At 71.1% G+C, this 25,953-nt stretch carries 21 protein-coding genes; 11 read left to right on the forward strand and 10 right to left on the reverse strand.

Annotated features, from left to right (window positions below):
- Positions 1–67 precede the first annotated feature (67 nt).
- Both TA3x_RS27120 and TA3x_RS27125 read left to right on the forward strand, forming a co-directional pair.
- Entirely contained in the window at positions 68–931 is an 864-nt protein-coding gene (locus tag TA3x_RS27120) for a ParA family protein (RefSeq protein ID WP_435017804.1), read from the forward strand.
- A gap of 74 nt (positions 932–1,005) precedes the next feature.
- Complete coding sequence (locus TA3x_RS27125; protein WP_435017805.1) at positions 1,006–1,965, forward strand: hypothetical protein; 960 nt, start codon at positions 1,006–1,008, stop codon at positions 1,963–1,965.
- A 34-nt stretch (positions 1,966–1,999) separates the two neighbouring features.
- Here TA3x_RS27125 and hemC read toward each other — a convergent pair whose 3' ends face one another.
- Genes hemC through rlmN form a run of 4 tightly spaced genes read right to left on the reverse strand, consistent with a single transcriptional unit; the run spans position 2,000 to position 5,469 of the window.
- Entirely contained in the window at positions 2,000–2,929 is a 930-nt protein-coding gene (gene hemC / locus TA3x_RS27130; RefSeq protein ID WP_435017806.1) for a hydroxymethylbilane synthase, read from the reverse strand.
- Positions 2,929–3,696 carry a ComF family protein gene (locus TA3x_RS27135; protein ID WP_435017807.1) on the reverse strand — a complete coding sequence of 256 codons (768 nt, stop codon included), beginning with the start codon at positions 3,694–3,696 and terminating at the stop codon, positions 2,929–2,931. Before TA3x_RS27135 ends, hemC begins: the two co-directional genes overlap by 1 nt.
- On the reverse strand, positions 3,693–4,331 hold the full coding sequence (locus TA3x_RS27140; RefSeq protein WP_435017808.1) for an RNA polymerase sigma factor: 639 nt from the start codon (positions 4,329–4,331) through the stop codon (positions 3,693–3,695). Before TA3x_RS27140 ends, TA3x_RS27135 begins: the two co-directional genes overlap by 4 nt.
- A gap of 31 nt (positions 4,332–4,362) precedes the next feature.
- The gene (rlmN, locus tag TA3x_RS27145) at positions 4,363–5,469 is read right to left on the reverse strand and encodes a 23S rRNA (adenine(2503)-C(2))-methyltransferase RlmN (RefSeq protein ID WP_435017809.1); all 1,107 of its coding nucleotides are present in this window, start codon (positions 5,467–5,469) and stop codon (positions 4,363–4,365) included.
- A gap of 289 nt (positions 5,470–5,758) precedes the next feature.
- On the opposite strand from rlmN, the gene TA3x_RS27150 reads away from it, so the two are divergent.
- The 4 genes from TA3x_RS27150 to TA3x_RS27165 all read left to right on the forward strand — a co-directional run bounded on the left by TA3x_RS27150 (position 5,759) and on the right by TA3x_RS27165 (position 9,820).
- On the forward strand, positions 5,759–6,541 hold the full coding sequence (locus tag TA3x_RS27150) for a ThuA domain-containing protein (protein WP_435017810.1): 783 nt from the start codon (positions 5,759–5,761) through the stop codon (positions 6,539–6,541).
- Positions 6,542–7,103: 562 nt separating this feature from the next.
- On the forward strand, positions 7,104–7,322 hold the full coding sequence (infA, locus tag TA3x_RS27155) for a translation initiation factor IF-1 (protein ID WP_435017811.1): 219 nt from the start codon (positions 7,104–7,106) through the stop codon (positions 7,320–7,322).
- Between the two features lie 208 nt (positions 7,323–7,530).
- Entirely contained in the window at positions 7,531–7,833 is a 303-nt protein-coding gene (locus tag TA3x_RS27160) for a hypothetical protein (RefSeq protein WP_435017812.1), read from the forward strand.
- Positions 7,834–8,035: 202 nt separating this feature from the next.
- The gene (locus TA3x_RS27165) at positions 8,036–9,820 is read left to right on the forward strand and encodes a hypothetical protein (RefSeq protein WP_435017813.1); all 1,785 of its coding nucleotides are present in this window, start codon (positions 8,036–8,038) and stop codon (positions 9,818–9,820) included.
- A gap of 128 nt (positions 9,821–9,948) precedes the next feature.
- On the opposite strand, the gene TA3x_RS27170 is transcribed toward TA3x_RS27165, so the two are convergent.
- The 3 genes from TA3x_RS27170 to TA3x_RS27180 all read right to left on the reverse strand — a co-directional run bounded on the left by TA3x_RS27170 (position 9,949) and on the right by TA3x_RS27180 (position 12,983).
- Complete coding sequence (locus TA3x_RS27170) at positions 9,949–11,154, reverse strand: hypothetical protein (RefSeq protein WP_435017814.1); 1,206 nt, start codon at positions 11,152–11,154, stop codon at positions 9,949–9,951.
- 158 nt (positions 11,155–11,312) lie between these two features.
- Entirely contained in the window at positions 11,313–12,305 is a 993-nt protein-coding gene (locus TA3x_RS27175; protein ID WP_435017815.1) for a DUF1559 domain-containing protein, read from the reverse strand.
- 246 nt (positions 12,306–12,551) lie between these two features.
- Complete coding sequence (locus TA3x_RS27180) at positions 12,552–12,983, reverse strand: carboxymuconolactone decarboxylase family protein (RefSeq protein ID WP_435017816.1); 432 nt, start codon at positions 12,981–12,983, stop codon at positions 12,552–12,554.
- Between the two features lie 221 nt (positions 12,984–13,204).
- Between TA3x_RS27180 and TA3x_RS27185 the strand changes: the two genes are divergently transcribed.
- Both TA3x_RS27185 and TA3x_RS27190 read left to right on the forward strand, forming a co-directional pair.
- The gene (locus tag TA3x_RS27185; RefSeq protein ID WP_435017817.1) at positions 13,205–15,100 is read left to right on the forward strand and encodes a hypothetical protein; all 1,896 of its coding nucleotides are present in this window, start codon (positions 13,205–13,207) and stop codon (positions 15,098–15,100) included.
- A 201-nt stretch (positions 15,101–15,301) separates the two neighbouring features.
- On the forward strand, positions 15,302–15,793 hold the full coding sequence (locus TA3x_RS27190) for a hypothetical protein (RefSeq protein WP_435017818.1): 492 nt from the start codon (positions 15,302–15,304) through the stop codon (positions 15,791–15,793).
- Between the two features lie 293 nt (positions 15,794–16,086).
- Here TA3x_RS27190 and TA3x_RS27195 read toward each other — a convergent pair whose 3' ends face one another.
- The 3 genes from TA3x_RS27195 to TA3x_RS27205 all read right to left on the reverse strand — a co-directional run bounded on the left by TA3x_RS27195 (position 16,087) and on the right by TA3x_RS27205 (position 18,701).
- Entirely contained in the window at positions 16,087–16,557 is a 471-nt protein-coding gene (locus TA3x_RS27195) for a YpsA SLOG family protein (protein ID WP_435017819.1), read from the reverse strand.
- Positions 16,558–16,612: 55 nt separating this feature from the next.
- Positions 16,613–17,527, reverse strand: a complete 915-nt coding sequence (locus TA3x_RS27200) for a MotA/TolQ/ExbB proton channel family protein (protein ID WP_435017820.1) — start codon at positions 17,525–17,527, stop codon at positions 16,613–16,615.
- Positions 17,528–17,720: 193 nt separating this feature from the next.
- Entirely contained in the window at positions 17,721–18,701 is a 981-nt protein-coding gene (locus tag TA3x_RS27205; protein ID WP_435017821.1) for a diguanylate cyclase, read from the reverse strand.
- Between the two features lie 645 nt (positions 18,702–19,346).
- Here TA3x_RS27205 and TA3x_RS27210 point away from each other — a divergent pair.
- The 3 genes from TA3x_RS27210 to TA3x_RS27220 all read left to right on the forward strand — a co-directional run bounded on the left by TA3x_RS27210 (position 19,347) and on the right by TA3x_RS27220 (position 25,727).
- A complete protein-coding gene (locus TA3x_RS27210) occupies positions 19,347–20,693 on the forward strand; it encodes a sulfatase-like hydrolase/transferase (RefSeq protein ID WP_435017822.1) in 1,347 nt (448 codons plus the stop codon).
- 311 nt (positions 20,694–21,004) lie between these two features.
- Positions 21,005–22,459: a hypothetical protein gene (locus TA3x_RS27215; protein WP_435017823.1), complete on the forward strand. Its 1,455-nt coding sequence runs from the start codon at positions 21,005–21,007 to the stop codon at positions 22,457–22,459.
- A 151-nt stretch (positions 22,460–22,610) separates the two neighbouring features.
- A complete protein-coding gene (locus tag TA3x_RS27220) occupies positions 22,611–25,727 on the forward strand; it encodes a tetratricopeptide repeat protein (RefSeq protein ID WP_435017824.1) in 3,117 nt (1,038 codons plus the stop codon).
- Positions 25,728–25,953 lie beyond the last annotated feature (226 nt).

A 25,953-nucleotide genomic window follows, 5' to 3' on the forward strand; every position in this document is an offset into this window, starting at 1 on the left:
GCGAGATCCCCGAAGACGCCGTCGGGGCGAACGGGGACGGGGTCGCGCACAGGGAAGGAACCCATCGATGCGACGGATCGCGATGCTGAATCAGAAGGGGGGGGTCGGCAAGACGACGACCACCGTCAACCTGGCCGCCGCCCTGGCGGCCGAGGGGAACAAGACGCTCGTCCTCGACCTGGACCCCCAGGCCCACGCCACGCTCCACCTGGGCCTGCTGCCCGGCCGGTCGGGGCCCTCCCTCTACGACGTCCTGACGCAGGGGCTCTCGCTGGCGGAGGTCCGCCGCGAGGTCTCGCCCAACCTCCACATCTGCGGCAGCCACATCGACCTGGCCGCCGCCGAGGTCGAGTTGATCGGCACGGTCGGCCGTGAGGTCATCCTCCGCGACCAGCTCGACGCCGAGATGGAGAGCGAGGCCTACGACTACGTCCTGATGGACTGCCCCCCCTCGCTCGGCATCCTCACGCTGAACGCCCTGTGCGCCGCCCGCGAGGTGTTCATCCCGCTCCAGGCCCACTTCCTGGCCCTGCACGGGCTGTCGAAGCTGCTGGAGACGATCAGCCTGGTCTCCAAGCGGGTCAACCGCGACCTGAAGGTGGGCGGCGTCGTCCTCTGCCTGTACGACGCCGGGACCCGGCTCGGCGGCGAGGTCATCGACGACCTGGACAGCTACTTCGACGGCCGCAAGAACGCGAACTCGCCATGGTCCGAGGCCCGGGTCTTCCGCACCCGGATCCGCCGCAACATCCGCCTGGCGGAGTGCCCCAGCTTCGGCCAGTCGATCTTCCAGTACGCACCCACCAGCCGGGGCGCCGAGGACTATGCCTCACTGGCCGGCGAGGTCCTGGGCCGCCCGCCCGCGTCGATCTGGATCCCCACCGAGAAGGCCGTCGACGCCAACGCCGACGCCGCGTTCTCGGCCCTCTGAGCCGCAAGAGCCCCCGACCGCGCCCGCCGGGCGGGCCGTCGGGGGTCTCCTCCCCCGATCCGAGGCAGGTCGCCGTGGCCCCCACGACACGATGGGTCGGGATCGACGAGGCCGGGTACGGTCCCAACCTCGGCCCGCTGGTCATGACCTCGGTCACGGCCGAAGGCCCCACCGACCATCCGCCCGACCTCTGGGCCGACCTCGCCGCCACGGTCTCCCGCGCCGGGGGGCCGAAGGATCGCCTCTGGGTCGACGATTCCAAGCTCGTCTACAAGGCCCGCAAGGGGCGCGAGCGGTTGGACGCCGCCACCCTGGCCTGCCTGGATGCCGCCGGCCTGGGGACGCCCCGCACCCTCGGATCGCTCCTGGAAGCGGTGGGCGCCGGCTCGCTCTCGGGCGTGGAACTCGCCCCCTGGCTGGATGGGGCCGACCCGCCCTACCCTTCCTCCTGGGACGTCGTCGCCCCGGCCCTCCACCGTCGCCCGCTCGACGGGGCCCCGTGGCGGCTCGTCGCCGTCCGCTCCGTCGTCGTCGGCCCCTGCCTGTTCAACGAGGGCCTCGACGCCCTGGGATCGAAGGCCCTGGTCCACTTCTCCGCGTTCGCACGCCTGCTCGAAGCGACGTGGGATCGATTGGCGGACGCATCATGGACGTCGGTCCGATCCGACAAGCATGGCGGACGGAACTTCTACGGCGACCTCTTACGCCAGGCCTTCCCCGCCGCAAGGGTCCGCCCCGGCCCCGAAGGCCCCGACCTCTCCCGCTATGATCTCTTCGCGTCGGGCCGGTCGCTCACCCTCGACCTGATCCCCCGCGCCGACGCCCACGATGGCCTGGTCGCCCTCGCCTCGCTGGTGAGCAAGTCGATCCGCGAGCACGCCATGGACGCCTTCAACGCCCACTGGCTCGCCCGCATCCCCGGCCTCAAGCCCACCGCCGGCTACCCCGGGGACGCCGTCCGCTTCCGCGCCGCCATCGAGCCGCACTGCCTGGAGCGAGGGCTCGGCCCGTCGGAGTGGTGGCGGGCCAAGTAGACTCCGTGGATCCAAGGCCCCCCGTCGATCCCGGTCAGTTCGGCCGGACCCGGGCGAGGATGCGGTCGGCCCCCTGGGCCCGCAGGGCCTCGGCCACGCGCCGGCCCAGCCCCTCGGGGTCGTCGATCGGGCCGTCCAGGCCGGCCGCGACCATCTCCGTCCCGTCGGGGTCGACCACCATCGCGTCGAGCCTCAGCCGGCCGTCGACGTCGCGGGCGAACGCGGCCAGGGGGATCATGCAGCCGCCTTCGAGGTCGGCCAGGGTGCGCCGCTCGGCCGCCACGGCGCGATGGGTGGCGGGGTCGTCGAGCGGGGCGAGCCAGGCCAGGGTCCGGGCGTCGTCGGCCCGGCACTCGATCCCCAGGGCCCCCTGCCCCACGGCCGGCAGGAACGACGGGGGGCCGAGCCGTTCGGTCACGTGCTGGTCGAGCCCGAGCCGGTTGAGCCCGGCCTCGGCCAGGACGACCGCGTCCAGCTCTCCGCTCAGGGCCCGGTTGAGCCGGGTCTCGACGTTGCCCCGAACGCTCACGACCGTCAGGTCGGGCCGGGCCAGGAGCAAGAGGGCCCGGCGCCGGAGCGAGCCGGTGCCCACGGTCGCCCCTTCGGGCAGGGCGGCCAGAGTCCGGTGCACCGGGGCGATCAGGGCGTCGGCCACGTCCTCGCGGGGCGGGATGGCGCCCAGGGTGAGGTTGGCCGGCCCCTGGGTGGGCAGGTCCTTAAGGCTGTGGACGGCGATGTCCACCTCGCCATCGACCAGGGCCCGCTGGATCTCCTTGGTGAACAGGCCCATCCCGCCGATCGCCGCCAGGGGGGAGTTGCGATCGCGGTCCCCCTGGGTGCGGATCTCGACCAGGTCCACGGCCAGCCCCGGGTGGAGCGTGCGGAGGCGGTCGGCCACCCAGTTCGCCTGCCAGAGGGCGAGGCGGCTGCCCCGAGTCCCGATCCGCAACCCTTCGCCCGCCATCACGGCCTCCCCTCGGCTCGTCCCACCACCACCACGATCACCCGCTCCGCCCCGGCCTTCTTGAGCGCCCGCGCGGCCGCCCCGGTGGTCGCCCCCGTGGTCAGGATGTCGTCGACCAGCAGGACGGGCCGCCCTTCGAGCCGGGCCCCGCGCGCCACCCGGAAGGCCTCCTTCATCCGCCGGGCCCGCTCGGGGCGGCCGGCCAGGGCCAACGCGGGGGTGTCCACGACCCGCCGGAGCGGCTGCCGGAGCGGGAGCTTCATCCCCGAGGCCACGCCCCGGGCCAAAGCCTCGGCCTGGTTGTACCCGCGGCGAAACCGCTTCCGCCAGTGCAGCGGGATCGGCACGACCCAGGGCTCGGGGCCGACGTCCGGCCCGAGCGCCCGGCGGATCGCCCCGGCGCGGGATTCGACCACCAGTTCCGCCACCCACCGGGCCATCCAGGCGTTGTGCTCGCGCTTCAGGGCCAGGCAAAACTGGCGGATCGGCCCGGTGTACGGCCCCAGGGCGACCGCCGCGTCGAAGCCGAGGGCCTTGCCCCGGCACTCGGAACAGCCCCGGGTCCGGTCGGCGAACGGCCCCATCGGCATGGCGCAGCGATGGCAAGGGGAGCCGGCCGCGTCGCGCAGCTCGTCGCCGCAGGCGTCGCAGAACGGCGAGCCGTGCGTCTCGGCGTCGCACACCTGGCAGGCGGTCGGGAACAGGAGCCCGCCGCCGGCCCGGCCGATCAGGGCCCACCAATCCCGGAGCGTCGAACCCGCCGTCACGTCGCCCTCTGCCCGGTCTTGAGATAGGGCTCGAGCTGCTCGCGGAGCTGGTTGCGGGCGCGGGCCAGGAGGGACTTCACGGCCGCCTCGGATCGGCCCATGACCTCGGCGATGTCGGCGTAGCTCATGTCCTCGAACTTGTTGAGCAGGACGGCCAGCTTCTGGTCCTCGCCCAGCACGCCGAGCGCCTCGCGGACCACGTCGGACAGCTCGACCTGGCGCATCTGCGCCGAGGGGGTGCCGTCGCGGGCCATCGCCCGTTCTTCCAGCGGCCGGAGGCCGAACGACCTGGCCCCCTGGGACTCGGTGGCGAGGGTCGGCGCCCGGCCCTTGCCCCGGAGGTGGTTCATCGCCAGGTTGTTGGCGATCGTGAACAGCCAGGTCGAGAACTTGGCCTTGGGCTTGTATCCCTTGCGGGCCCGATAGATCCGCAGGAACACGTCCTGGGTCAGGTCCTCGGCCTCTTCGAGCCGGCCGCCGACCAGGTGGGCCAGGACCCCGACCAGGCGATGCTGGTACCGCTCGACCATGACCTCGAAGGCGCCCGGGACGTCGTCGCGGATCTGGAGCATCAGGCGGACGTCGGGGTCGCGCACCTCGAGCGGTTGAACTTCTCCCGTTTCGCCGGTCGCCACGAGCATTCCCCTCCGCATTGGGCGGCCGCCGTCACGGGGCCGCCGAGGGTTCCACCACAGCCAGGGACGATGGGGCCACCGCCCGGATCGCCCCCGCCTCTTCCGCCCGGCGCCGGAGCTGGCCGCACGCGGCGTCGATCTCACGCCCCTTGGTCTTCCGCACGCTCACGCCGATGCCCCGGGACCGGACGATCGCCACGAACGCCTCGATCGCCTTCGGCGTGGGCCGCTCGTACGGCAGGCCCTCCACCGGATTATAGGGGATCAGGTTGACGTGGGCCTTCCTCCGGTCCAGGAGGTTGGCCAGGGCCCGGGCATCCTCGACACGGTCGTTGATCCCACGCAACAGGACGTACTCGAAGGTGACCTGCCGCCCGCTGGCCTGGAAGTAGTGATCGGCGGCCTCGACAACGGCGTTGAGCCCGACCTTGGCGTTGATCGGCACCAGTTCGTCGCGCAGCTTCGGCGTGGGGGCGTGCAGCGAGACCGCCAGGTGATATTGCCGGTCCAGGGCCGCCAGTTTGCGCATCTTTTCGGGCAGGCCGACCGTCGAGATCGTGACCCGCCTCTGGCCCATGCCCAGCCCCTGCGGGGAGCAGATCCGGTCCAGGGCCGCGACCAGGTTGTCCAGGTTCGCCAGGCTCTCGCCCATCCCCATCACGACGAGGTTGGTCAGCCGCTCGTCGGGGGGCAGCAAGTTGCGGAGCCGGACCACCTGCTCGATGATCTCGCCCCTGGTCAGGTTCCGCTCGACGCCGCGGAGGCCGCTGGCGCAGAAGACGCAGCCCATCCCGCAGCCGACCTGGGTGGAGATGCAGACCGTGCGCCGGTCCTCCTCGGCCATCAGGACGCACTCGACCTTGCGGCCGTCCCGGCAGGCGATCAGGAGCTTATCGGTGCCGTCGGGGGCGACGTGGTGGAGGGCCACCGTCGTCGAGAAGACCTCCCACTCGGCGTCCAGCTCCTCCCGGAGCTTTTTGGGCAGGTCCGACATCGCCGCGAACGTCTCGGCGCGGCGGTCGAAGATCCAGCCCATGACCAGGCGGGCCCGGTACGCGGCGTGGCCCCGTTCCTTCATCCACGCCCCGAGCTCGTCGGGGCCGGCATCCAGGATCGATCGTTTGGGCTCGCTACTCATCGACGTCCGCCAGGTTGATTCGTCCGGAGGGTCCGGGTCACACATCCTATCATACGCCCCGGCGCCCGCGACAGGCCACCGTCGCCGGCCCGGGCGGTACGCCGTCGGCGGATCGAGTGCCGCCGGATCGGATGGCGTGCCGGGCCGCCCGGTGATGGCCCTTGCCGCGGGCCTCGTGCCGCGGGTGGACCGTTGCTCGCCCGACGGCGATCGTGTCAACTGACGCGGGGGCGGGGACCGGGATTCGTGCGGGTCTCCCCAACAGTGCGCGTGCCAGGGAGATTCACCGATGAGAGCGATGGGATTTGCGGTCGCGGCGCTGGCCGCCCTGGGCCTCGCAGACGCGGCGGGCGCCGAGCGGCCGATCAAGGCGTTGATCATCACCGGGGATACGCACCCCGCTCACAACTGGAAGGAGACGACCCCGGTCCTGAAGGATCAGCTCACCCTGCCGGGCAAGGTCGAGGTGGACGTGACCACCAACCCGGCGAAGGACCTGACCGACGAGAACCTGGCGAAGTACGACGTCCTGCTGCTCAACTACAAGGACCACCACCCCAGCCCGGAGACGACGTGGTCCGACGCCAACAAGGCCGCGTTCCTCAAGGCGGTCCACGACGGCGGCAAGGGCGTGGTGCTGATCCACCACGCGTCCTCGTCGTTCGTGAAGCCGAACTGGGCCGAGTTCGAGAAGGCCATCGCCGGCGGCTGGCGGACCCAGGGGTTCCACGGCCCGGCCCACGCCTTCGCGGTCAAGAAGACCGCCGCCGAGCACCCGATCTCGGCGGGCGCCCCGGCCGAGTTCGCCCACGTGAAGGATGAGTTGTACCAGAACTGCATGGTCACGCCCGGCAGCACCGTGCTGGCGACCGCCTACTCCGACCCGGCCAAGCCCAAGGGGACGGGCAAGGACGAGGCCGTGATCTGGGTCAACGCCTACGGCAAGGGGCGGATCTTCGAGAACGTCCTGGGCCACGACGCCGCGACCCTGCTCGACCCGGGCGTCCAGACCTGGAACCGCCGCGGCCTGGTCTGGGCCGCCACCGGGGACGTGCCGTCGGACATCAAGTGATCGAATCGGACGACCCCGGCGCGGCCTCCCCATCGAGGCCGCGCCGGGCGTGGTTCAGGGGGCGTCGGCGGGCGGGGCCGTGGCCCGGGGGCGACCTCGGCGTCGATGTCGCCCCCTCCCCCGCATCCCGATGGCCATCGATGGACGCCCCGAAGATCGATGGGATGATGGGGTCGGGAGGGACGGGCCCGGATCCGGCGTGCGGGCAGTCCCGATGGATCCGACCAGGATGGCCGGGACGCTCGCGGACGCCTCATCGGTCGGATCGGGTGATCCCCATATTTGCCGGGCACTCCCGCGAGGCGGTCGGGTCGGCTTCGCGGCCGGGATCCGCCGCTCCCCGCGACGAGGCCCCCGGGCCGGGGCGAAACCCGGGGAATCGAATCTGGCCAATCGGATCGGTATCGGTTAAGGTGGGTGGCTCGCCCTGGGGGAGGCAGATGTCGCCCCGCGTCCCGGCCGAAGGGCGTGGGGTGCGGTCGTCTGCCCGGGCGAGGCGACATCCCGACTTGGATCCTGGACTTGCGACCGTGGCCGGCCCCGGTCGCCTTGGGAGTTTTGCGTGGCCAAAGAGGAACCGATCGTCACCGAGGGCCGCATCGTCGAGGCCCTGCCCAACACGCAGTTCATGGTCGAGCTGGAGAGCGGTCATCGCATCCTGGCGCATATCGCCGGAAAGATGCGGAAGAACTTCATCCGCATCGTGCCCGGCGACCGGGTGCGCATCGAGATCACGCCCTATGACCTGACCAAGGGTCGCATCGTCTATCGCGAACGCTGAAGCCCGGCCTCGCCTTCTTCGACCGGGATCGCATCGCCGTCCGGCGTCGAATCGACCTTGGCCCTGCGCCCGGGCCGATGCGTCGCGGGCCTGCGCCGGCCGATCGGCCTCGCGACGCCTGATGGGCTTGGCAGAGGGCGCCTTCCTTGATACAACGGCTCAGCCGATCCCTGCCAGGGGACGCGCCGACCACAGGAAGGAGTTCGCCGTGATCGAACGCGACGTCGCTTCGGATCCCGCCACGTCCTCATCCTCATCCCTCGAAACCGCCACCGGGTCGCCGGCGCCGATCGCCGCCACCGAACGTGCCCGATGGGAAGCCGGCCACGAACTGGACTGGCACCGGGCCGAGACCGAACGGGTCCGGGTCCTGGTCGAGTTCCTGTCTCGCCCGATCCACGCCTACGGCGGCTCCGAGCCCGACCCCGACATCATCTCGGCCTACAACCTCGCCGTCGAGGCGGCCCTCCAGGGCATCCGCCGCGCCACCGCCGACCGCCCCGGGGCCTGAACCCGGCGGATCGCAGACGCGGGCACGCCCCGACGCCGGGGCGATCACGGCCGACCGCATCCCCGTCCGGGCCCGGTCGGCCTGATACGTTTGTCGGAGAATCTTGTTGGCGGCGGGCGATCCGGGCCTTAACCTGGCCCGGATGATCGCCCGGCGGCCGGACTCCCTTTCGAGTCCCGCACGGGGATCGAGGGGCGTCCTCATGCTGCTGGGTCCCGTCTTCCGTTCCGAGTTGGTCCGAACCGCGAGGCGGCGGATCGATTACTGGCTCCGCGTGCTCTACGGGGTGATCCTCCTGGCCGTGGTCGGCCTGGGGTACATGGAGATGTTCTCGGCCGGCGGCGGCACCGCGACCATCGGGACGGTCTCGGCGTTCGCCCAGTTCACCTTCCGGGTCTTCGCGATCGTCCAGCTCGTGACCGTCCTGCTGCTGGTCCCGGCCTTCTTCGGCGGCACGATCGTCGACGAGAAGCAGCGCAAGACGCTGCATTACCTGATCGCCAGCGGGCTGACCAGCGGCGAGATCGTCGTCGACAAGACCCTGGGGAAGCTGCCCCGGGTGGCGGTCTACCTGGCGATCGGCCTGCCGATCATCGCCCTGCTCGGCCTGTTCGGCGGCGTCGATCCGGCGCTGGTCCTGGCGGCCTACGGCGGGACGATCTCCTCGATGGCCTTCGCGGTGGCGCTCTCCGTCTTCCTCTCGACCCTGGCGCGGCGGGTCCGCTCGGCGGTGCTGGCGGCCTACGTCGCCACGGCGGCCTGGATCATCGGCCCGGTCCTGGCTTATGGGGTCTGGTTCGGCCTCTATCGGCCGAGCTTCGCTCGGTGGAGTCCCTGGTTCGCCTGGGCCTGGCCGATCAGCCCGTTTTACTGCTACATCGAGTGGCAGATCCGCACGATGGGGGCCGGGACGATCTCTCCGGCGATCGACCTGTTCACGCAGATGGTCGTGCTTCAGTTGGCGGGGGCGGTCTTGCTGATGCTCGCCTCCGCGCTGCTGCTCCGGCCCATGTTCCGCCGCCACGAAGGCGGGGCGGTGCGGCGATCCCGGCCCAGCGCGCGGGCCCCGAAGGGACGGAGGCGATGGAAGGCGGTCCCCCCGTGCGGCGACGACGCGGTGGCCTGGAAGGAGCGGCATTTCGCCCGGACGGACCGCTTCACCCGGTTCGCCGTCCTGCCGGCGACGATCGTCCTGACCACGTTCCTGATCCTGATGAGCGGGCTCGATGAGACGCTGTTGCGCATGATGAGAGGGCTGGTCGGCGGGGCCGGGGCGTGGGACAAGTCGGCGGTGGTCGAACAGGTGCGAGGGATCTCGATCTGGTACGTGGCGATCTGGCTGCTGGCGGTCGCCGGGGCCTCGGCCTCCTCGGTGGCGGTCGAGCGCGAGGAGGACACCTGGCTCACGCTGACCTCGACCCCGCTCGCCGGCCGGGAGATCCTCCGGGGCAAGGCGATCGGCGCCCTGTGGGCCCAGCGGGGCTTCGGCGTGTTCCTGCTCCTGATCTGGGCGGTCGGCCTGCTGGCCGGGGCCCTGCACCCGCTGGGGGTGCTGATGGCCTCGGCCGTTCTGGCGCTGGAGACCTGGCTGGTCGCGGCGATCGGCGTGCATGCGTCGATGCGATCGGCGACCACGTCGAAGGCCCTCGGCAAGACGCTCGCGGCCGTCTTCGTCCTGGCGGGCTACCCGCTGTTCATCCTGGCGGCGTTCCAGGGCGCCCGACTCGGCGACACGGCCACGCCCTTCGTCGGGCTGATGGCCCGGTGCGTGGTCGCCCCCCTGGTCTCGTGGACGTATGCGGCCAATGCCTTGACCATCTTCCGGGGCGGGCTGGACATGAGCCGGGTCTATGTTTGGGCGGGCGAGATCTACCTGGTCCTCTGCCTGCTGCTGGTCCACGTCGCGGTCGCGGCCTTCCTGACCGAGCGGACCTTCGCCCGGTTCGACCGCTGGCTCGACCGGCCGCGCGGGGGCGACCGGGCCTGAGCCGGGGGCGATCCGGTCAATCCTGGGGCGGGAAGACGTCGGGCTCGATCTGGTAGCCGTGGGCCTCGGGGAGCGTCGTCGCCATGACCGACGGGCCCGAGAGGGATGTTTGGAAGCAGGCTCGCGACCTATTTCCCGCCACGACGCCGCCAGAAGACGACCGCGCCGAGGGCGACCGCGCCGGCGCCCACCACGGGAAGGCCCCATGAACGCCTCGTCGCCGGGGGAACGACCTCGGGATACCGCGTCAACTCAGCCTCGTCCACCCGGGGCGGGGCGGCTGCCTTCCGAGGCTCCTTCACGCGGGCGCCCAGGGATGACTTGACCTGGTCCAAGCCCACTTCCTTGACGCGAGAATTCAGCCTGACCGCCCCGCCCTCCCCCACGAACGCACGGACGCGATCCATCTCCTGATCGAGCTTGGGCGTCGACTTCATCTCGGTGATGCCGGTCGTCCGGTAATGGATCACCGAGACCGTCCTGGGTAACGGCAGGATCAACTCGTCGGTCTCGCCGGGGAACTGGGCGTCGAAGTTGTCGATCCCATAAAACAACTGGATCCATTCGCCCGGGACGAATCCTCCTCCCTCGCAGCGCCGGACGTCGGTCAGAAACGTCTCCTTCGTGAGCGCCTTGCCTTGGAAGAGGCTGATGAATCGGAGATATCGGGGCAGGAATCCGGATTTGGGATCATAAGCGATTTGCAGTTCAACCCATCCATCATCCGGCATTGGTTTCTTGTAGACCTCGATTTCCACCGGCCGGCCGCCCCGCTCCGCCGCGAATCGCCTCGGGCGGACGCCGGGGAACATCCGCTCCACGCCCCGATCGAGCGGGATCAGATCGGTGAAAAACATCGGCGCCTGCCCGGCGGACAGGGGGAACCGGTCGGCGCCGGGAAAGTAGGTGATCTCGAACCCCTCATGATTGCCGGGCCACATCGGAAAGTAATGGAAGGCGGACGATCCGACATCGTAGAGCACCTCGAATCCCAGAACCTCATTCGGCGCGGTCTTGCCGGCGTCCCTGGGCTCCTTCCTCGCCCGCCATACTTCCTCCAACGGTCGATTGACGATGTGCTGGACGGACCCGTCGGTTTCCCATCGGCCGAGGATGGTCGTCCGCGGTTCGACCTCGACGGGAATCTCCTTGCCGGCCCAGATCGACGCACGGTCCAGCCGGCTGCCCGCGATCGTCCCCCGCTTCGTGACGAAATCGACCCGGGCGTGGATCGCGGTCTGATTCGCACGGAATCCGTCCATCGGCCCGACCACGACCTGGCATGGGACCATCGCCAGGAGATTCATCAGGATATAGCCGATCATTGCTATCACGCCCTCCGATCTCGGGATGCCGAACGCACGATGATTTTGTTCGAGGCAGGCACCGCACGGTCGCCGAGATGATCGGCGAGGCCGTCACCACACACGGGGAGACGAGGGTACAGGAGAGGAGCGAGGCATCCGCCCCTGAGTCTTGATGCGAGTCGTCATCAAAACTCTCCTGGTGCGAGATCGCCGGCATCGTGGGTTCCGAGCGCCGTCCAAACCGTGACGGCGACCGAGTCGAGGACCTTGGCGACGTGGCCGTCCCCCAGGAGGACGTTCACCCCGCCGCGATGATAAGACCTGGGAGGGCAGAAACTCGCGTTGACCCCCGCCTCGCATGAGGGTTGGGGATCGTTGGGGAGGCCGTTATGGTTGTAATCCGTGCTGCGGACCCCGTTGTAGAACCAGTAACGACCGTTCGTCGTGATCCAGGCCGCCGGCTCATTGTCGGCGCAGAACTTCCGGGCGTCGACGTCGGAAGTGAGGCGGTCGGGCCCGGTCGAGGCGTCGGGGATCACCGCGTCGCGCGGGAAGCCCGCCGAGGTGGAGAACCCACCCCCGATCCGCTCGCTCACGAACGCGGTTTGCGACAAGCCGTCGGCCACCGCCCCCGCATCCAGTCGGACGCCCACCCCGAACGGGCCGTCGAATGCCTCTCCCGGGCGGATGGCGAAGCGGCCGCGATTGAACCGGTATGACGACTTGTGGTCGAAGCCGGCATCGCTGGGGCAGAGGAAGAGGGCGACCGTCGTATGACGCGCCGTCCGGTTGACCAGCGAGGGACGGTCCGCGGACTCGGCATTGACGAATGCCAGATTGATCGAGTTGTACAGCGGGGTCATGTCCGCGAACGGCAGGATCCGGGCCAGGGCCGACAGGTGGTTCGACGAATACGAGGGCGTGGTCAGGAGCATGTTGCCGGGATACATCGCATTCGTGGCGTGGTAGGCATTGAGCGCGATCCCGATCTGCTTGAGATTCGCCACGCACTGGAGCCGCCTGGCGGCCTCGCGCGACGCCTGGACGGCGGGCAGCACGAGGCCGAGCAGCAGGGAGATGACGCCGCAGACGGCCAACAACTCGATCAGGGTGAAGCCGCCTCGGCGAAGCGGCGGCCTCCGGCGATACGATGCGGGTCGGTTCCTCCGCGAATCCATCTCGACCCTCCCCGGCCGTCCTCGGCGCCCGCTCGCCAGCCCGGACCGGCCGTGATGGGCCGCACGAGCCGGAAGATGTAAGAGATGCGATCCCAACCCTGACTGCCAGAATGGTGGGGGAAGGGGTGGACGGATGCAAGCATATTTCCTCTCAAGGGGGACTGGTTGACCTCGCCATGCCGCGAGCCCGATCGGGTCGGGTGGACGCCCGGGGCGGGAGATCACCCCGCCGGGCGAGGGGGCGGGTCAATCCTGGGGCGGGAAGACGTCGGGCTCGATCTGGTAGCCGTGGGCGATCGCGTTGGTGCTGTTGAACAGGCCGACCACGGCCATGACCTCCCCCAACGCCTCGACCGACAGCCCGAGCTTGCGGGCGGCGGCGGTGTGGGACTGGACGCAATACGGGCAGCCGTTGGTGGCCGACACCGCCAGGGCGATGATCTCGCGGGTCAGCGGGTCGAGCTTTCCGGCGCGGCCGGAGGCCTCGGGGTGCATGGTCGCCTTGAGCCGGCCCCACACCTGCTCCAGGTGGTCGGGGTCGGTGGCCAGGACCTGCCAGAACCGGGGGACGAAGTCGATTTTCTTGGTCGCCTTGATGTCGTCGTAGATCGCGGCGACCCGGGCCGACGCCTCGGCTTCCGGGACGGGCCTGACCGTGGCCGGGGGACGTTCCGCCATGACATTTCCTCGCTGCGGGGTGGTGACGCCTGGGTAAGGATTGATGATTGTCGCCGAATCCCGGGGCCGGGCAAAGGGCTTGCGTCGTGCCGGGTCGGGGGCCCGGGGGAATGGGTCAGGAACCCCCTCGGGCCGTCCGATAGAACCCTCGGGGGAGGCGGGCGGCGGCGTCCCGACCTCCCATCGCGGTGGCTTCCGACCGGACCGACGGAGTGGCCTGCGTGCGGAACGACGAAGAACAGGACCTGGCTCCCGACTCGACCCCCGACCCCAATCGCCCGGCGACGGCGCGATTCGGGGCCCGGTGGATCGTGGCGGCGGTCCTCGCCCTGCTCACGGCGGCGACGTGCTGGGCCGTGGCCGTTTTGGCCTCGGCGTGGCTGGTCCCCCCGTACCTCCTCCTGATGGCCCTGATCCTGTTCGCCCCGCCCGGCCGTCCTCGCGACGCGTCGGGCCCGGCGGCCTCGACCTCGGCGGATCTCCTCGAACCGGCTCGCCGGGCCGAGGGGATCGCCGACCCGTCGACGCCGCACGGACCGTCCCCGGACTCGGCCTCGGCCGATCCGGCGGCGGGCGGCGACCCGGGCCAGGCCACCACGCCCGCCCCCACCAAGGGCAAGCGTGGCAGGGGCAGGCCGCGGAAGGCCAAGCCCGCGCCGGTCGAGGCGTCCTGGGTCCAGGTTGGTCCCGGCAAGTTCGTCCGCGTCGAAGCCTCCGAGACGGCCGCCCAGGCCGGGCCCCACGAAGCCGTGGGCATCCCGGTCGAGGTGACCGCCGAATCGCCGCAAACCCCGTCGGCCGATGGGGAAGGGCAACGCTGCCCCGACCCGGCCGACACCCCCGCGACCGCGACCGAGGCCGACAACCTCGCGACCGATCCGGGTCCTGAACCCGCCGAGGAGGCCGACTCGGACTTCGACCCCGTCGAAGCCCGGGACGATGCCCCCGCCGGGGTCGCCTCGCCGGAGCCGCCGTCCGCCATCCTCGGCGAGGACGACGCCCCGACGGGATCGGAGGAGGAATGGGACGACGTCCCGGCTGCCGACGGCATCGCGCCGCAGGCCGAAGACGCCTTCCCCGACGCCCCCGAGACCGGATGGGCCGAACCCTCCGCCGACGAGGGACCGGGCCGCGACCGGGACGAGTCGATGGACGAGGAGTTCGAGGAGACCGACGCGCCGCTGGCCGACCGCTTCCTCCCGCATCCCCCCGGCCAGGACGAAGGCCACCCGGACGACGGGGCGGCAACGCCCTTCTCGACCGGGTACGACCCCGAATACGAGTACGAAGACGAGGCGGAAACGCCCGTCCCGTCCTCCGAACTCGTGGTCGAAACACCCGAAACCTGGCACGAGGACGATGCAACCGAGGACGCAGAGGCTGACGACGCCTGGATTTCCGACGATTCTTCCCCCGGCTTCGCCCCCGAGCCGCCCCTCCCCGCGATGCCCGACGCCAACGCCGTTGGGTTCGTTTCGTCCCTCGAGGAGCCCGAGCCGTCCCGCGATGGGTTCGTTTCGCCCGAGGACCCGACCGACCTTTCCGACGATGGGTTCGTTTCGTCCGAAGACCTGGCCGACTCATCGCAAGATGGGTTCGTCTCGTCCGACGATGCGATGATCCCCTCCCACGATGGGTTCGTTTTGTCCGAGGAGCCGACCGACCCGACCGACGATGCGCTCGACCCTTCCTGCGATGGGTTCGTTTCGTCCGAGGTGGAACCCGACCTGTCCCACGATGGGTTCGTTTCCGCCGAAGACGATGGCGATCCCGTGTCGATGTCCGACCTCGCGTCGGCCGTCGAGGAGATCGACCCTGCCGCCGCGGACTTCGCGAGCGACCCGCCCGCGCCCGGGGCCGTCCCCGACGCCCCGGCGGGTTCGTTCGGCTGGATCTCGCGCCTGGCGCCGAGGTCCCGGACCCGCGACGTGCCGGGCCGCCCCGCGATCGGCAACGCGACGCCTTCCCGGCGTCACGACCGCTCGCGACGGCCCAGCCCCCGTCGCCCGCTCGAAGCCCGGCCCCCCTCTCGCCGCGGCCTCGGGCGTTCCCGCCAGATCATCCGGACCACCCCGCCCCGGTCCCCACCACGCGATCGTCGGTCGGTGGGGGGATGAGGTCGTAGTTCCTGGCCGTCTGTCCGGCCATCGAAGCCCGTCATACGTCTGGCCGCCCGCTTGGTGTCGAACTCTTTGGTTCATCGCAACTTCTCTTGTATCGTGTTGAATGCCGCGTCGATCAGGTCCTGATGTCGCATCGGTGAGTGATTCCTCGACGCCCCTGGCCCCATCCTGGCAAACCTCGCGATGGCCCCCGACTTGCCGCCGAGTCCCCCGGCGAGGCCCGCCCGGCGGCTCAAAAAGTGGAAACGGCTCGCCGCGATCGGCCTGGGTTCATTTGCCCTGCTGATCGCGGCGTTCGTCGTGGCGCTGGTCTGGACGAACGGCTTCCAGGTCACGGCCGAAGGGGTGACGGCGCAGGCGGCCCGGCAAGAGATGCATCACCGGATGGGCCTCCCCGACACGGCCAGCGACGTGTCCTATCTGTCGAATGTCTGGGCATTCACGACGGTCGAATGCTCCATCTCCGAGGCGGACTTCCTGGCGTGGTGCCATGAGCGGGGTTGGGTGTGCCACCCGATCGAGCCGGGCGGATTCATGAAGTTCCGAAACGGCGTGAGGAATGGCCAACTGGTCTCCATCCCGTTCGACTCCGGCCTGGGATTCTCCGCGATGGACGGTGATTTCGGATTCGGCGGCTGCTTCGACCGCGACGCGCGGCGGGCGAGCGTCACGTTCTCGATCCGCTGAGCGGCCTCGGTCACCCCCATCGCGGAGATCCCCGACCCGCCGGTCGGTCGGGGTCGATCCTGCCATCCGGCGCGCGGCCCCCCACTGATGCGGGCTCCAAGCAGATTCGCCGGTGGGACAAAGAGCGAGCAAGGTCGCGGCGATGGCCGCCCCGAGCCAGGGCACGCGGGCCGCGCCGAGGGCACAACCTTCACCGGGAAGAATCCAACCCGCTCACAACAGGGAGGCGACGGCTCCCGGGCGGCTCCCGCCTGCATGGCCGGGCGTCGGACCTCGCCCGGATGGGGGCCGGATCAGGTCATCGCCGTGCGGCGGGCCGCGAAGACGCGATCGAGCAGGGCCGCCGCGCGGGCGGGGAGCCCCGGATCGGCCGACGCCGGGGGGCCGGCGACCATCAGGGTCTTGACCTCGAAGACGACCAGCCAGGAGACGATTTGCGGGGCGGGCATGAGGGCGGGCTGGACGGCCAGGAACGGCTTGCCGAGTTCGTGGCAGGCGGCGAGGGTGGCGCGGGCGTGGGGGGAGTCCGTGTCGCCGAAGAGGAGGACGCCGTCGGCATGGCGGAGGTTGGCGCGGAGGCGGCGGGCGTCGTCCATGCGGAATTCGATCGCGCCGAAGAGGGCGGCCAGGCGGGGTTGGGGGCCGTCCTCGGCCGCGAAGCCGGCGGGCATGTAGCCGCCGGTGGCGATCCCGGCGCGGCGGGCGGAGGCCCAGGCCAGGCGCTCGACGCCGGCCTGGCCCCCGGTGATGACCTTCTGGATCATGGGCGGGCTCCCCTTCGATGAAGGGGAGGATCTTCGCCGATCGGGGCGACGCGGGTCAATCGTCGTCGTAGAGGTCGTCGCGGTCCATGGAGCGCGACGGGAGGCTGTCGGGGATCTCGACCCGGATCTGGTGCGGCGTGCGGATCGGGCCGCGACGGGGCTCCGGGCCGCGAGGCGTGTGGACCGTGTGGGTGGCGGTCTCGACCGGGGCCGACATCGCGATGGCGTCCACGGTCTCGGCGCCCAGGCGGTCGAGGGTGTTGGCCAGCTTCTCCACCTTGCCGACCAGGCCGTCGTAGGCGACCAGGGCGATGATCGCCAGGGCCACGCCCGAGGTCAGCGGGATCAGCGACTGGCCAAGCGCGGGGCCCCAGGAGGCCCCCTGGACGGTCAGGGCCCGGCCCGCCGAGATCAGGCTGCCGAGCAGGCCGAGCAGGGGCGTCATCGCCGCCACCCGGCGCAGGGTGCCGACGTTGCGGCGGAGCAGGTCGGTCTCCACCCGGCAGGCCAGGGCCACGGCCCGTTCGATGTCGGCGACCGGGCGCCCCCAGCGGCGGACCGCCGCCAGGGCGACGCGGGCGGCCGGGCTCGGGTTCAGCTCGCACAGGTCGAGCGCCTTGCCGCGGTCGAGCTTGCCGTCCTGGAGCCGCTCGCGGAACCTCTTGGAGAACTCGCGGGGGGTGACCCGCCCGCTGCGGAGCCGGAGCGACCGCTCGGCCAGGACCAGCAGGCCCAGCACGGCGCAGGCCCCCAGGCCGCCCCAGGTCACGCGGTCGGCGGGCGGGGTACGGCGGAACCAGGCCGAAGCCTCGCGGCCGAAGGCCTCGGCCCGCTTCATGGCGAGGTCGAGCGTGGGATTCTGGCCCGCCGCAGGCGCCCCGTCGGCCCCTCCGGCGACCACGACGAGCACCAAGGCGAGGCCGGAAGCGGCCCGGACCCAAGATCGGGCCGGATTTGTGGTTCGGTGCATGGGGCGGCGTCCTTACCCGTGGAACACGATCGCGCGGATCGATGGGAGAGCGGCGGAAGTTGCGACCCCGGGGCCGATCCCGGCCGGCGCGGGCCGCGTCGTCTCTCCTGTTAGTTATCGTGGCCGGCGCGATCGCTCCTGCACTCCCGTTTCGAAAATTCCTCGGGAGCGGACGCGTGGGGCCGGGCCCCGATCAGTCCTCGCCCGCGATCGCCGTGTCCGCGTCGACGACCCGCGAGGCCAGCTCGTGGCTGAAGACGATCCGGTCCCGGCCCGAGTTCTTGGCCTGGTAGAGCCCCTGGTCGGCGGTGGAGATCAGCGACCCGATCGAGCGCGGGCGGCCGGGGGGGGCGAACGCCAGGCCCAGGCTGGCGGTGACCCGCAGCGGCACGCCGCCGGCCAGGATGCGGCGGGAGGCCAGGCTCGCCCGCAGCCGCTCGGCGCGGTCGGTCGCCTGGTCGGGCGCGGCGACCGGCAGGGCGATCACGAATTCCTCGCCGCCGTAGCGGGCGACCAAATCGTCGGCCCGTGTGGCCTGGCGGAGCACGCCGGCCACCTCGCGGAGGACCTGGTCGCCGACTTCGTGGCCGTGGGCGTCGTTGATCCGCTTGAAGTGGTCGATGTCGAGCATCAGCACCGCGATGCCCAGCCCGCGCAGGCCGCCCCGATCGGCCAGGGGGCCGAACTGGGCCAGGAAGAAGGCCCGGTTGTACAGGCCGGTCAGCGGGTCGCGCACCGTCCGCTCGAACATCTCGCGCTGGAACTGCTCCTCGCACGGATCGGGCCGGATGAACTTGACGATCACGTCGGAGCCGAACTGGAGGCGGTCGCCGTCGTGGACCAGGACGGGGGTGTTCTCCGGGAGCCTCCGCCCGTTCTGGAACGACCCGTTGGTGCTCCCCAGGTCGGTGAGCCGGACCTGCCCTTCCTCATCGACGCCCAGGAACGCGTGGTAGCGGGAGATGCTCGCATCGGGGAGCTGGAGCGTGTTGTCGGACGCTCGGCCCAGCCGGTTCCCGCCCGGCGAGAGCCGGAGCATCGCGCCGGGGATTCCTCCGCTCAGGACGACGAGGTACATCGGGGATTGGGATCCGCCGGGGGACGAAGGTGCGGGCGCCGGGACCTGGTTGGGGGCCCGGTGCTCGCACAGGAACGTGGCTCCATTCACATCCATGGTCGGTTCCTGCGATGGGCCCTCGGGCGGCAAGAGAGGGGCCGCGCCGGGGCGGGCGTGGGACCGGGGCCATCTCGCCCGGGGGTCGGTCTCCCTGGACACTAGGTCGCGGATCGGGCCTGTCAAATGCCCTGCGGGAAATTTCTCGGGGCACCGCCGACCGCCCGATCCTGCCTGGCGATTCAAGCATGCGAAAGCATCGACGGATCGGGCCAGCTCGACCATCGCCAGGAAGTTCACCGCCAGCTTCTCGAACCGCGTCCCCGCCTGGCCGATCGTGCCGTCGCGGGCCCGGCGATATCATCTTATCCGACACCGCCGCGCCACTCTCCACCCTTGATCCGGCCGACGACCTCACTTACCGTGACGGACACTTCTGCGACGCGTCCGAGGCGACGATCCGCCGCATCGCCCGCCGTGCGGGATCCCGGAGGATCTCCTGGTCGAGAGGGTCCGCGCCGAAAAGGTCCGGCCCGACCGCAAGGAGGCGTGGATGGACGAATTCGACCTTTCGACGAGCGGCGGGGGCGACGGTGGGCCCTCCTGAGACAGGAGCGACCGGCGTGGCGTCGTTTCCTCCGGCCGATGCCCCGGCCCGATCGCAAACATGAACGGAAGCGCATCGCCCACCGGGAGGGACCACCTATGAAGCCCATTGCAATCTGCCTTGCCGCGGCCCTTCTGATGGGGGCCGCGTCCGCCCCCCCGCCGGCCGTCGCCGCGGCGGCGCGGACGCGTCCCAACATCGTCCTGATCATGGCCGATGACTTCGGCTACGAATGCGTCTCCGCGAACGGCGGGGAGTCGTATCGGACGCCGAACCTCGACAAGCTCGCCGCTTCCGGCATGCGCTTCGAGCAGTGCCACGTGCAACCGCTCTGCACGCCCACGCGGGTGCAGATCATGACGGGACGGTACAACGTCAGGAACTATTTCAACTTCGGCACGCTCCCGACCCAGGAGACCACGTTCGCCCAGGTCCTGAAGGGGGCCGGCTACGCCACGGGCATCTTCGGCAAGTGGCAACTCGGGCGCGGCGATCCGGGCCTGCCGCGGCATTTCGGCTTCGACGAAAGCTGCCTCTGGCAGCAGACTCGCCTCGCGCCGCGCTATGCCAACCCCGGGCTCGAATACGACGGCGTCGAGAAGGATTTCCACGACGGCGAGTATGGGCCCAAGCTCGTCCACGACTCCGCGCTCGAATTCATCGCGCGACACAAGCAGCACGAATTCTTCCTCTACTATCCGATGATCCTGACGCACGACCCCTTCCAGCCGACGCCGGACAGCCCCGATTGGGATCCCAGGGCCATCGGCGAAGGCGTGAACCGGGACGTGAAGCACTTCGCCGACATGACCGCCTACATGGACAAATTGATCGGGAGCCTGGTCGCGAAATTGGATGAACTGGGGATCCGGGACAATACGCTGCTGCTGTTCGTGGGCGATAACGGCACGCATCCCACCGTCACCAGTCGCTTCCGGGGGTCGGATTATCGCGGCGGGAAGGGGACCACGACGCAGCGAGGCACCCATGTCCCGCTGATCGCCAACTGGCCCGCGGCGATCGAGAAGGGCCGCCTGAATCGCGACCTGATCAGCAGCGTCGATTTCCTGCCCACGCTCTGCGATGCGGCCGGGATCCCCGCGCCGCGGGCCCTCGACGGCGTCAGCTTCCTGCCCCAATTGAAAGGCGAGCGTGGTACGCCCCGCGAGTGGCTGTACTGCTGGTATTCGCCCCGCCAGAAGGCCGACCTCACCGTGCGCGAGTTCGCCTTCGATCACGAGTTCAAACTCTACCGCACCGGCGAAATCTTCGACCTCGCGACCGATCCCTTCGAGCAAGCCCCGCTCGATCGCCGCACGCTCCAAGATGCCCCTCGCACCACCGTCGCCAAGTTGCAGTCCGTGCTCGATCGGTTCGCCGACGTGCGTCCGGCGGAGCTCGACCGCGACTTCGAACGAGCGATGCGGGAGCAACGGCCGAAGTAAGGGGATTGGGGCGAAGCGGACCGGCCCACGACCCGGGATGACTCTGGACCGCCGGGCAACGCTGCGGGCCACCCATCCGCCCTGCCCCCCATCCTTCATGAGTCGCCCGGCGCGAGGATTCCACCCCGGGGGGATCGCGCCGGCCGGGCGATGTTCGTCGAAATCGACGAGGATCCGCGTCCGGCGGAATTCGGGAACGTTCCCCTTGGAATCGAGATGAATCGCAGGTACGTTGCCCTGGATCCCGCGACGTCGGCGGGCTCTCCCACCGTGCGGAAGATCGCCGGACACGGCCTCGACGGGCTGGCCCTATGATGCGCACCTTCACCATCGGCGCCGGGGATGATCGCAAGTCGGTGACCCTGGAAGTCCAGGGCTCGTGGCTGCGCGTGACCAAGGACCGGCCGGACGGCACCCAGAAGGTGGAGATGAAGGAGTTCGAAGGCGAGGCCAACGCCCGCGCCGCGTCCAAGGATGCCGCCCGCCAGCTGATCGCGCACGGATACAAGGAAGCGAACGCCGCCCCCGCGACGCCCCGGGCGGCCGAGGCGCCGGCACGGTCCAAATCCAAATCCAGGCCCAAAGCCGCGGCGAAGTCGCCGGGCCTGCCGGCCGGGCTCGACCTCGGCTTCCTGGCGGATGACGACGAGGCCCCGGAGGGGCCGGAAGCGATGCCGCTGGGCCGGCTCGCCCCGCCCCCCGCAGCCGCCGAGGCCAGGCCGAAGAAAAAGAAGGCGGGCCGCAAGAAGAAGCGGAACCAGGCGCAGCCCGGCCAGGGAGGAGACCTCGACAAGCGCGTGATCGCCGGGATCGCGGCGTTCGGGCTGGCCTGCCTCGCCGTGGTCGGCTTCCTGGGCTACAAGGCGTTCCTGGAACCCCCGTCGATCGTCGGCAACTGGGAAGGGTCCCGGACCGAGCACGAGATCGGCAAGTCCCTCACGAACACCCAGTATGTCCTGATCCTCGACGGCCAGGGCCGGGCCTCGATGGCGATCGACGACGGCCCCGCCACCTCCGGGACCTATGCCTACCGGAAGGGGCGGCTCAACCTCAGTCTCAAAGACGAGGAGGGGCGCACCAGCGAGGTGCAATACCGGACCGCCCTCGGCGGCGCGACGCTCGACCTGTTCGACCCGGCGAGCGGCAAGAAGCTGGTCCAGCTGATCCGGTTCCACAAGGCCCCGGTGGTCGGCGGCGGCAAGCCCACGCCGGAGGCGCCCAGGGATCTGGCCAACGCCCCCGCCGACAAGGCGGCCGACGAGAAGTTGGCCTCGGTCCCGTTCGGGTCCAAGGACGGCGCGTTCGCCCTGCGGCATCCCCCGGGCTGGGAGGCGGAGACCGGAGGCCGCTCGGACAATCTCTACTCCTGGGCCAAGCTCACCAAGGGCTCATTCCGGATCCGGATCTATGCGGACGCGGCCGGCTCGCTCATGGCCGGGCCCAACCCCCACGAGCAGTTCGAGGAGGGGAGCGAACTCGCCCCGGTGCATGGCGCCCACGAGCGGTACAAGAAGGACGCCGCCGAACTCTACAAGGATTACGCGGAGAGCGAGCCCGCCGCCTTCAAGGGCTCGACGCTCGGCGAAGGGCGGATCGCGACCTTCACCGCGACCGGGGACGGCGTCTTCGGCGCCAAGCTGCGCGGGATCCGGGTCACGCTGCTCACCAACGACCGCCGGCTGTCCGTCTTCTGCGAGGCCCCGACCAAGCAATTCGACCAGATGCTCCCGACCTTCCTCGCCACCTGCCGGAGCCTGTCCCGCTGATCGGCCCCGGCCCGGGGCCGTCGATTCGAGGGACGGGTCATGGAGCCAACCTTGAGCCCTTCCCGGGGATCGGGGTATAACCGGGAGTGGCCGGGGGTGGCGACGGGGAGTCGTCGCCGCCGGTTCGCCGCCGTCCAGGGAGGGGGCTTTCGTGCCGTCCACGGAGTTTGCGTCGCGATCGCGGTTCGCCTCGACGCTGGTCGGCCTCGCGCTGGTCGCGCCCGCCGCGGCCTCGGGCCAGAAGCCGCCCCGGGTCATCGAGTCCACCCCCAAGACGGCGAGCGAGGCCACCGAAGGGCTCGACTTCGCCAACCGCCTGTACAAGGATCGTCGCTACGACCTCGCCGCCGAGGAATACGAGCGGTTCCTGGAGACGACCAAGGCCGGGCCCGAGGCGGCCGACGCCGGGTTCAGCCTGGGCAACGCCCGGCTGTTCCTGGGCAAGTACAAGGAGGCCCGGCGGGCGTTCGAGGAGTTCCTCCAGATCGCCCCGGACCACCCCAACGCCCCGACCGCCCGGTTCCGGGTGGGCGAGACGGCCTACGTCCTGGGCGACCTGCCCGCCGCCCGCCAGTCCCTGGAGGCGTACCTCCAGGGCGCGGGGGAGCTGCGCTATCGCGAGGCGGCCTGGTCCCACCTGGGCGACGTCGCGTCGCGCCAGGGGGACCTGCCCCGGGCCCGCCAGGCGTATGAGCAGGTGCTGGCGGGCAAGCCGACCGGCAACCTCGGCCTGCGGGCCCAGTTCGGCCTGGGCCGGACGCTGGTGGCCCAGGGCGAGCCGGGCCCGGCGATCCAGGTCCTGACGAAGCTGGCCGAGCAGGGCGGCCCGGAATGGGCCGACAAGGCGTGGTTCCAGGTGGGCCAGGTCCAGGCGGGCGCCGGCCGGTGGGCCGAGGCGGTCGCCGCCTTCGAGGCCCTGGAGAGCGCCTCCCCCCGCAGCGCCCTGCTGGCCGAGGCCCGCCTGGAAAAGGCCGAGGGGCTGATCCAGCTCGGCCGCCGCGACCAGGCCGAGGCGCTGCTGCAATCCCTGCTGGACGAGCCCGCCCCGGGGATCGCGGCCCAGGCGGCCGACGCCCTGGGGGCGTCGCAACTGGCCGGCGGCCATCCCGACCAGGCCCTGGACACGCTTGACCGGGCGCTGGCGAAGTTCGCCGGCTCGCCGAGCGGGCCGATGATCCGCTACCACTCGGCCGAGGCCCTGCTGGCCCTCAAGAAGCCGGACGAGGCCCGCGCCCGGTTCCTCCAGCTGGCCGAAGCCGGGCCGGCCGTCCCCTGGTCCGACTCCGCCCAGGTCCGCGCCGCCGGGCTGGCCCTGGACGCCCGCGACATCCCCGAGGCCCGCCGCCTGGCCGGCGGGTTCGCCGCGAAGTTCCCGGACAGCCCCCTGAAGGCCGACGCCCGCCTGATCGACGCCCGCGCCGCGCTGGCGGCCGGCCAGCCCGGGGAGGCCATCGCGCTGCTGGGCGAGGGCTTCGCCGCCGACAAGCCCTCGCCGGCCACGGCGCAGGCGGGCCGGTACTATCTGGGCCTGGCCTATCGCGCCAACAATCAGCCGGCCGAGGCCGCCGCGATCCTCGACGCCGTGGCCCAGGCGCCCGAGAACCCGGTGGCGGCCGACGCCCAGTTCATGCTCGGGCAGGGGCACGTCGAGTCCGGGAAGTTCGCCGAGGCGGTCGACGCCCTGGAGAAGTACCTGGCCAACCGGCCGAATGGCGAGGTCGCCGACCACGCCCTGGCGCGGATCGTCCAGGCCCGGATCGGCCTCGGCCAGCTCGACGAGGCGGCCAGGGCCCTCGAACGGCTCGTCTCCGCCCACCCCAAGAGCCCGGCGCTCGCGCCGTCGCGGCTCCGGCTCGGCGAGGCGGCGCTGGCGGCCAAGCAATATGATGGCGCCGCGGAGTGGCTCCGGCTCGCCGCCGAGGGGGTCGAGCCGGCCCGGTCGGCGCGGGCGAGGTCGGGGCAAGGCTGGGCGCTGCTCCAGGGCAACCACCCGGCCGAGGCCGCCACCGCCTTCGCGGCCCTGATCGAGGCCACCCCCGACGACCCGCTCGCCCCCGAGGCCGCGCTGGCCCGGGCCCGCGCCCTGGAGGCCGCCAACCAGCCCGAGGCCGCCCGCGAAGCCTACGCGAAGGTCGCCCAGGCGTATCCGAAGTCGCCCCAGGCCGGCCCGGCCTCCCTGGCCCTGGCCCGGATGCTGGCGCGGGCCGAGCAGCACGAGGCCGCCGCCGCCGCGTTCGAGGGCGTGGCCCGCGACCATGCAGCGACCGCCGGCGAGCCGTCCGACGCCGTCCTGGCCGAGTGGGGCTGGGCCCTGATCGACGCCGGCAAGCCGGCCGAGGCCGACGCCGTCTTCGAGCGGTTGCTCCGGGAGGCCCCCGACAGCCCCCACGCCGCCGATGCCCGGTTCAACCTGGCCGAGTCGGCGTTCGCCGCCCGCAAGCTCGACCGCGTCGCCGAGCTGCTGGCCCCGGTGATCGCCCCGGGCTCGACGGCCAAGCCGGCCCTGATCCAGTCGTCCCTGTATCGGATGGGCCGGGCCGAGGTCGAGGCGCAGGATTGGAGCAAGGCCGCCGCGACGTTCCGCCGGCTCCTGGCGGAATACCCCGACGGGACGTTCCGCCGCGAGGCCCGGTTCTGGGGGGCCGAGGTCGCCTCCAAGCTCGACGACGCTGCGACCGCCGAATCCGAGTTCGCCGCCCTGATCGCCGATCCCCCCGCCCCCACCGACCCCAAGGGGCTGGTCGAGACCGCCCGGAGGCGGCAGGTCCAGTGCCTGGTCCAGCTCGGCCGGTGGGCCGACGTCCTCGCCGCCGCCGACGCCTTCGCCGCGGCCGCCCCCGACGATCCCCAGATGGCCGAGGTCGACTACGCCCGGGGCCGCGCCTTCCAGGCGCTCGCCCGGTTCGACGAGGCCCGCGACGCCTTCGCCCGGGCGATCGTCGCCCGCAAGGGGAGCGAGCTGGCGGCCCGCGCCCAGCTGATGCGGGGGGAGACCTACTTCCATCAGGAGAAGTACCGCGACGCCCTCCGCGAGTTCCTCCGCGTCGCCCTGAACTACGACGCCCCGGAATGGCAGGCCGCCGCGCTCCTGGAGGCGGGCAAGGTCCACGAGAAGCTCGAAGAATGGCCCAAGGCCGTGGAGACCTACGAGAAGCTCCGCAAGCAGTTCCCCGACGATCGCAACGCCGCCGAGGCCGCCCGCCGGATCGAAGCCGCCCGGGACCGCGTCGCCCGCCCCGAAGGTCAGGCGGACGCCCGGACCCGCTGAGTCGGGAAGATCATTTTCCTCCCCGGGCGGATCGCCAACCGTCGGGTGCCTGTGGTTGGCTTGCCAACCACGGCGCCAACGAGATGAATTCGAGGTGCTGATCTCCTGATGCAGGCGTCCGGATGCGGGCTCGATGGCCAACCTCGCGTCGCCTGCTCGCCGGCGCCGTGGTTGGCAAGCCAACCACAGCCACCCGAAGACCAGAACTTCCGGATGAAAAGGCACA

It is taken from the genome of Tundrisphaera macrotermitis (genome assembly GCF_051175315.1).
Taxonomy (GTDB): domain Bacteria; phylum Planctomycetota; class Planctomycetia; order Isosphaerales; family Isosphaeraceae; genus Tundrisphaera.

Excerpts from the sequence above, each read along its gene's own strand:
- TA3x_RS27120 (WP_435017804.1), top strand. The coding sequence starts at position 68 with ATGCGACGGATCGCGATGCTGAATCAGAAGGGGGGGGTCGGCAAGACG.
- hemC (WP_435017806.1), bottom strand. The coding sequence starts at position 2,929 with ATGGCGGGCGAAGGGTTGCGGATCGGGACTCGGGGCAGCCGCCTCGCC.
- rlmN (WP_435017809.1), bottom strand. The coding sequence starts at position 5,469 with ATGAGTAGCGAGCCCAAACGATCGATCCTGGATGCCGGCCCCGACGAG.
- TA3x_RS27150 (WP_435017810.1), top strand. The coding sequence starts at position 5,759 with ATGAGAGCGATGGGATTTGCGGTCGCGGCGCTGGCCGCCCTGGGCCTC.
- TA3x_RS27165 (WP_435017813.1), top strand. The coding sequence starts at position 8,036 with ATGCTGCTGGGTCCCGTCTTCCGTTCCGAGTTGGTCCGAACCGCGAGG.
- TA3x_RS27175 (WP_435017815.1), bottom strand. The coding sequence starts at position 12,305 with ATGGATTCGCGGAGGAACCGACCCGCATCGTATCGCCGGAGGCCGCCG.
- TA3x_RS27180 (WP_435017816.1), bottom strand. The coding sequence starts at position 12,983 with ATGGCGGAACGTCCCCCGGCCACGGTCAGGCCCGTCCCGGAAGCCGAG.
- TA3x_RS27195 (WP_435017819.1), bottom strand. The coding sequence starts at position 16,557 with ATGATCCAGAAGGTCATCACCGGGGGCCAGGCCGGCGTCGAGCGCCTG.
- TA3x_RS27200 (WP_435017820.1), bottom strand. The coding sequence starts at position 17,527 with ATGCACCGAACCACAAATCCGGCCCGATCTTGGGTCCGGGCCGCTTCC.
- TA3x_RS27205 (WP_435017821.1), bottom strand. The coding sequence starts at position 18,701 with ATGGATGTGAATGGAGCCACGTTCCTGTGCGAGCACCGGGCCCCCAAC.
- TA3x_RS27210 (WP_435017822.1), top strand. The coding sequence starts at position 19,347 with ATGAAGCCCATTGCAATCTGCCTTGCCGCGGCCCTTCTGATGGGGGCC.
- TA3x_RS27215 (WP_435017823.1), top strand. The coding sequence starts at position 21,005 with ATGATGCGCACCTTCACCATCGGCGCCGGGGATGATCGCAAGTCGGTG.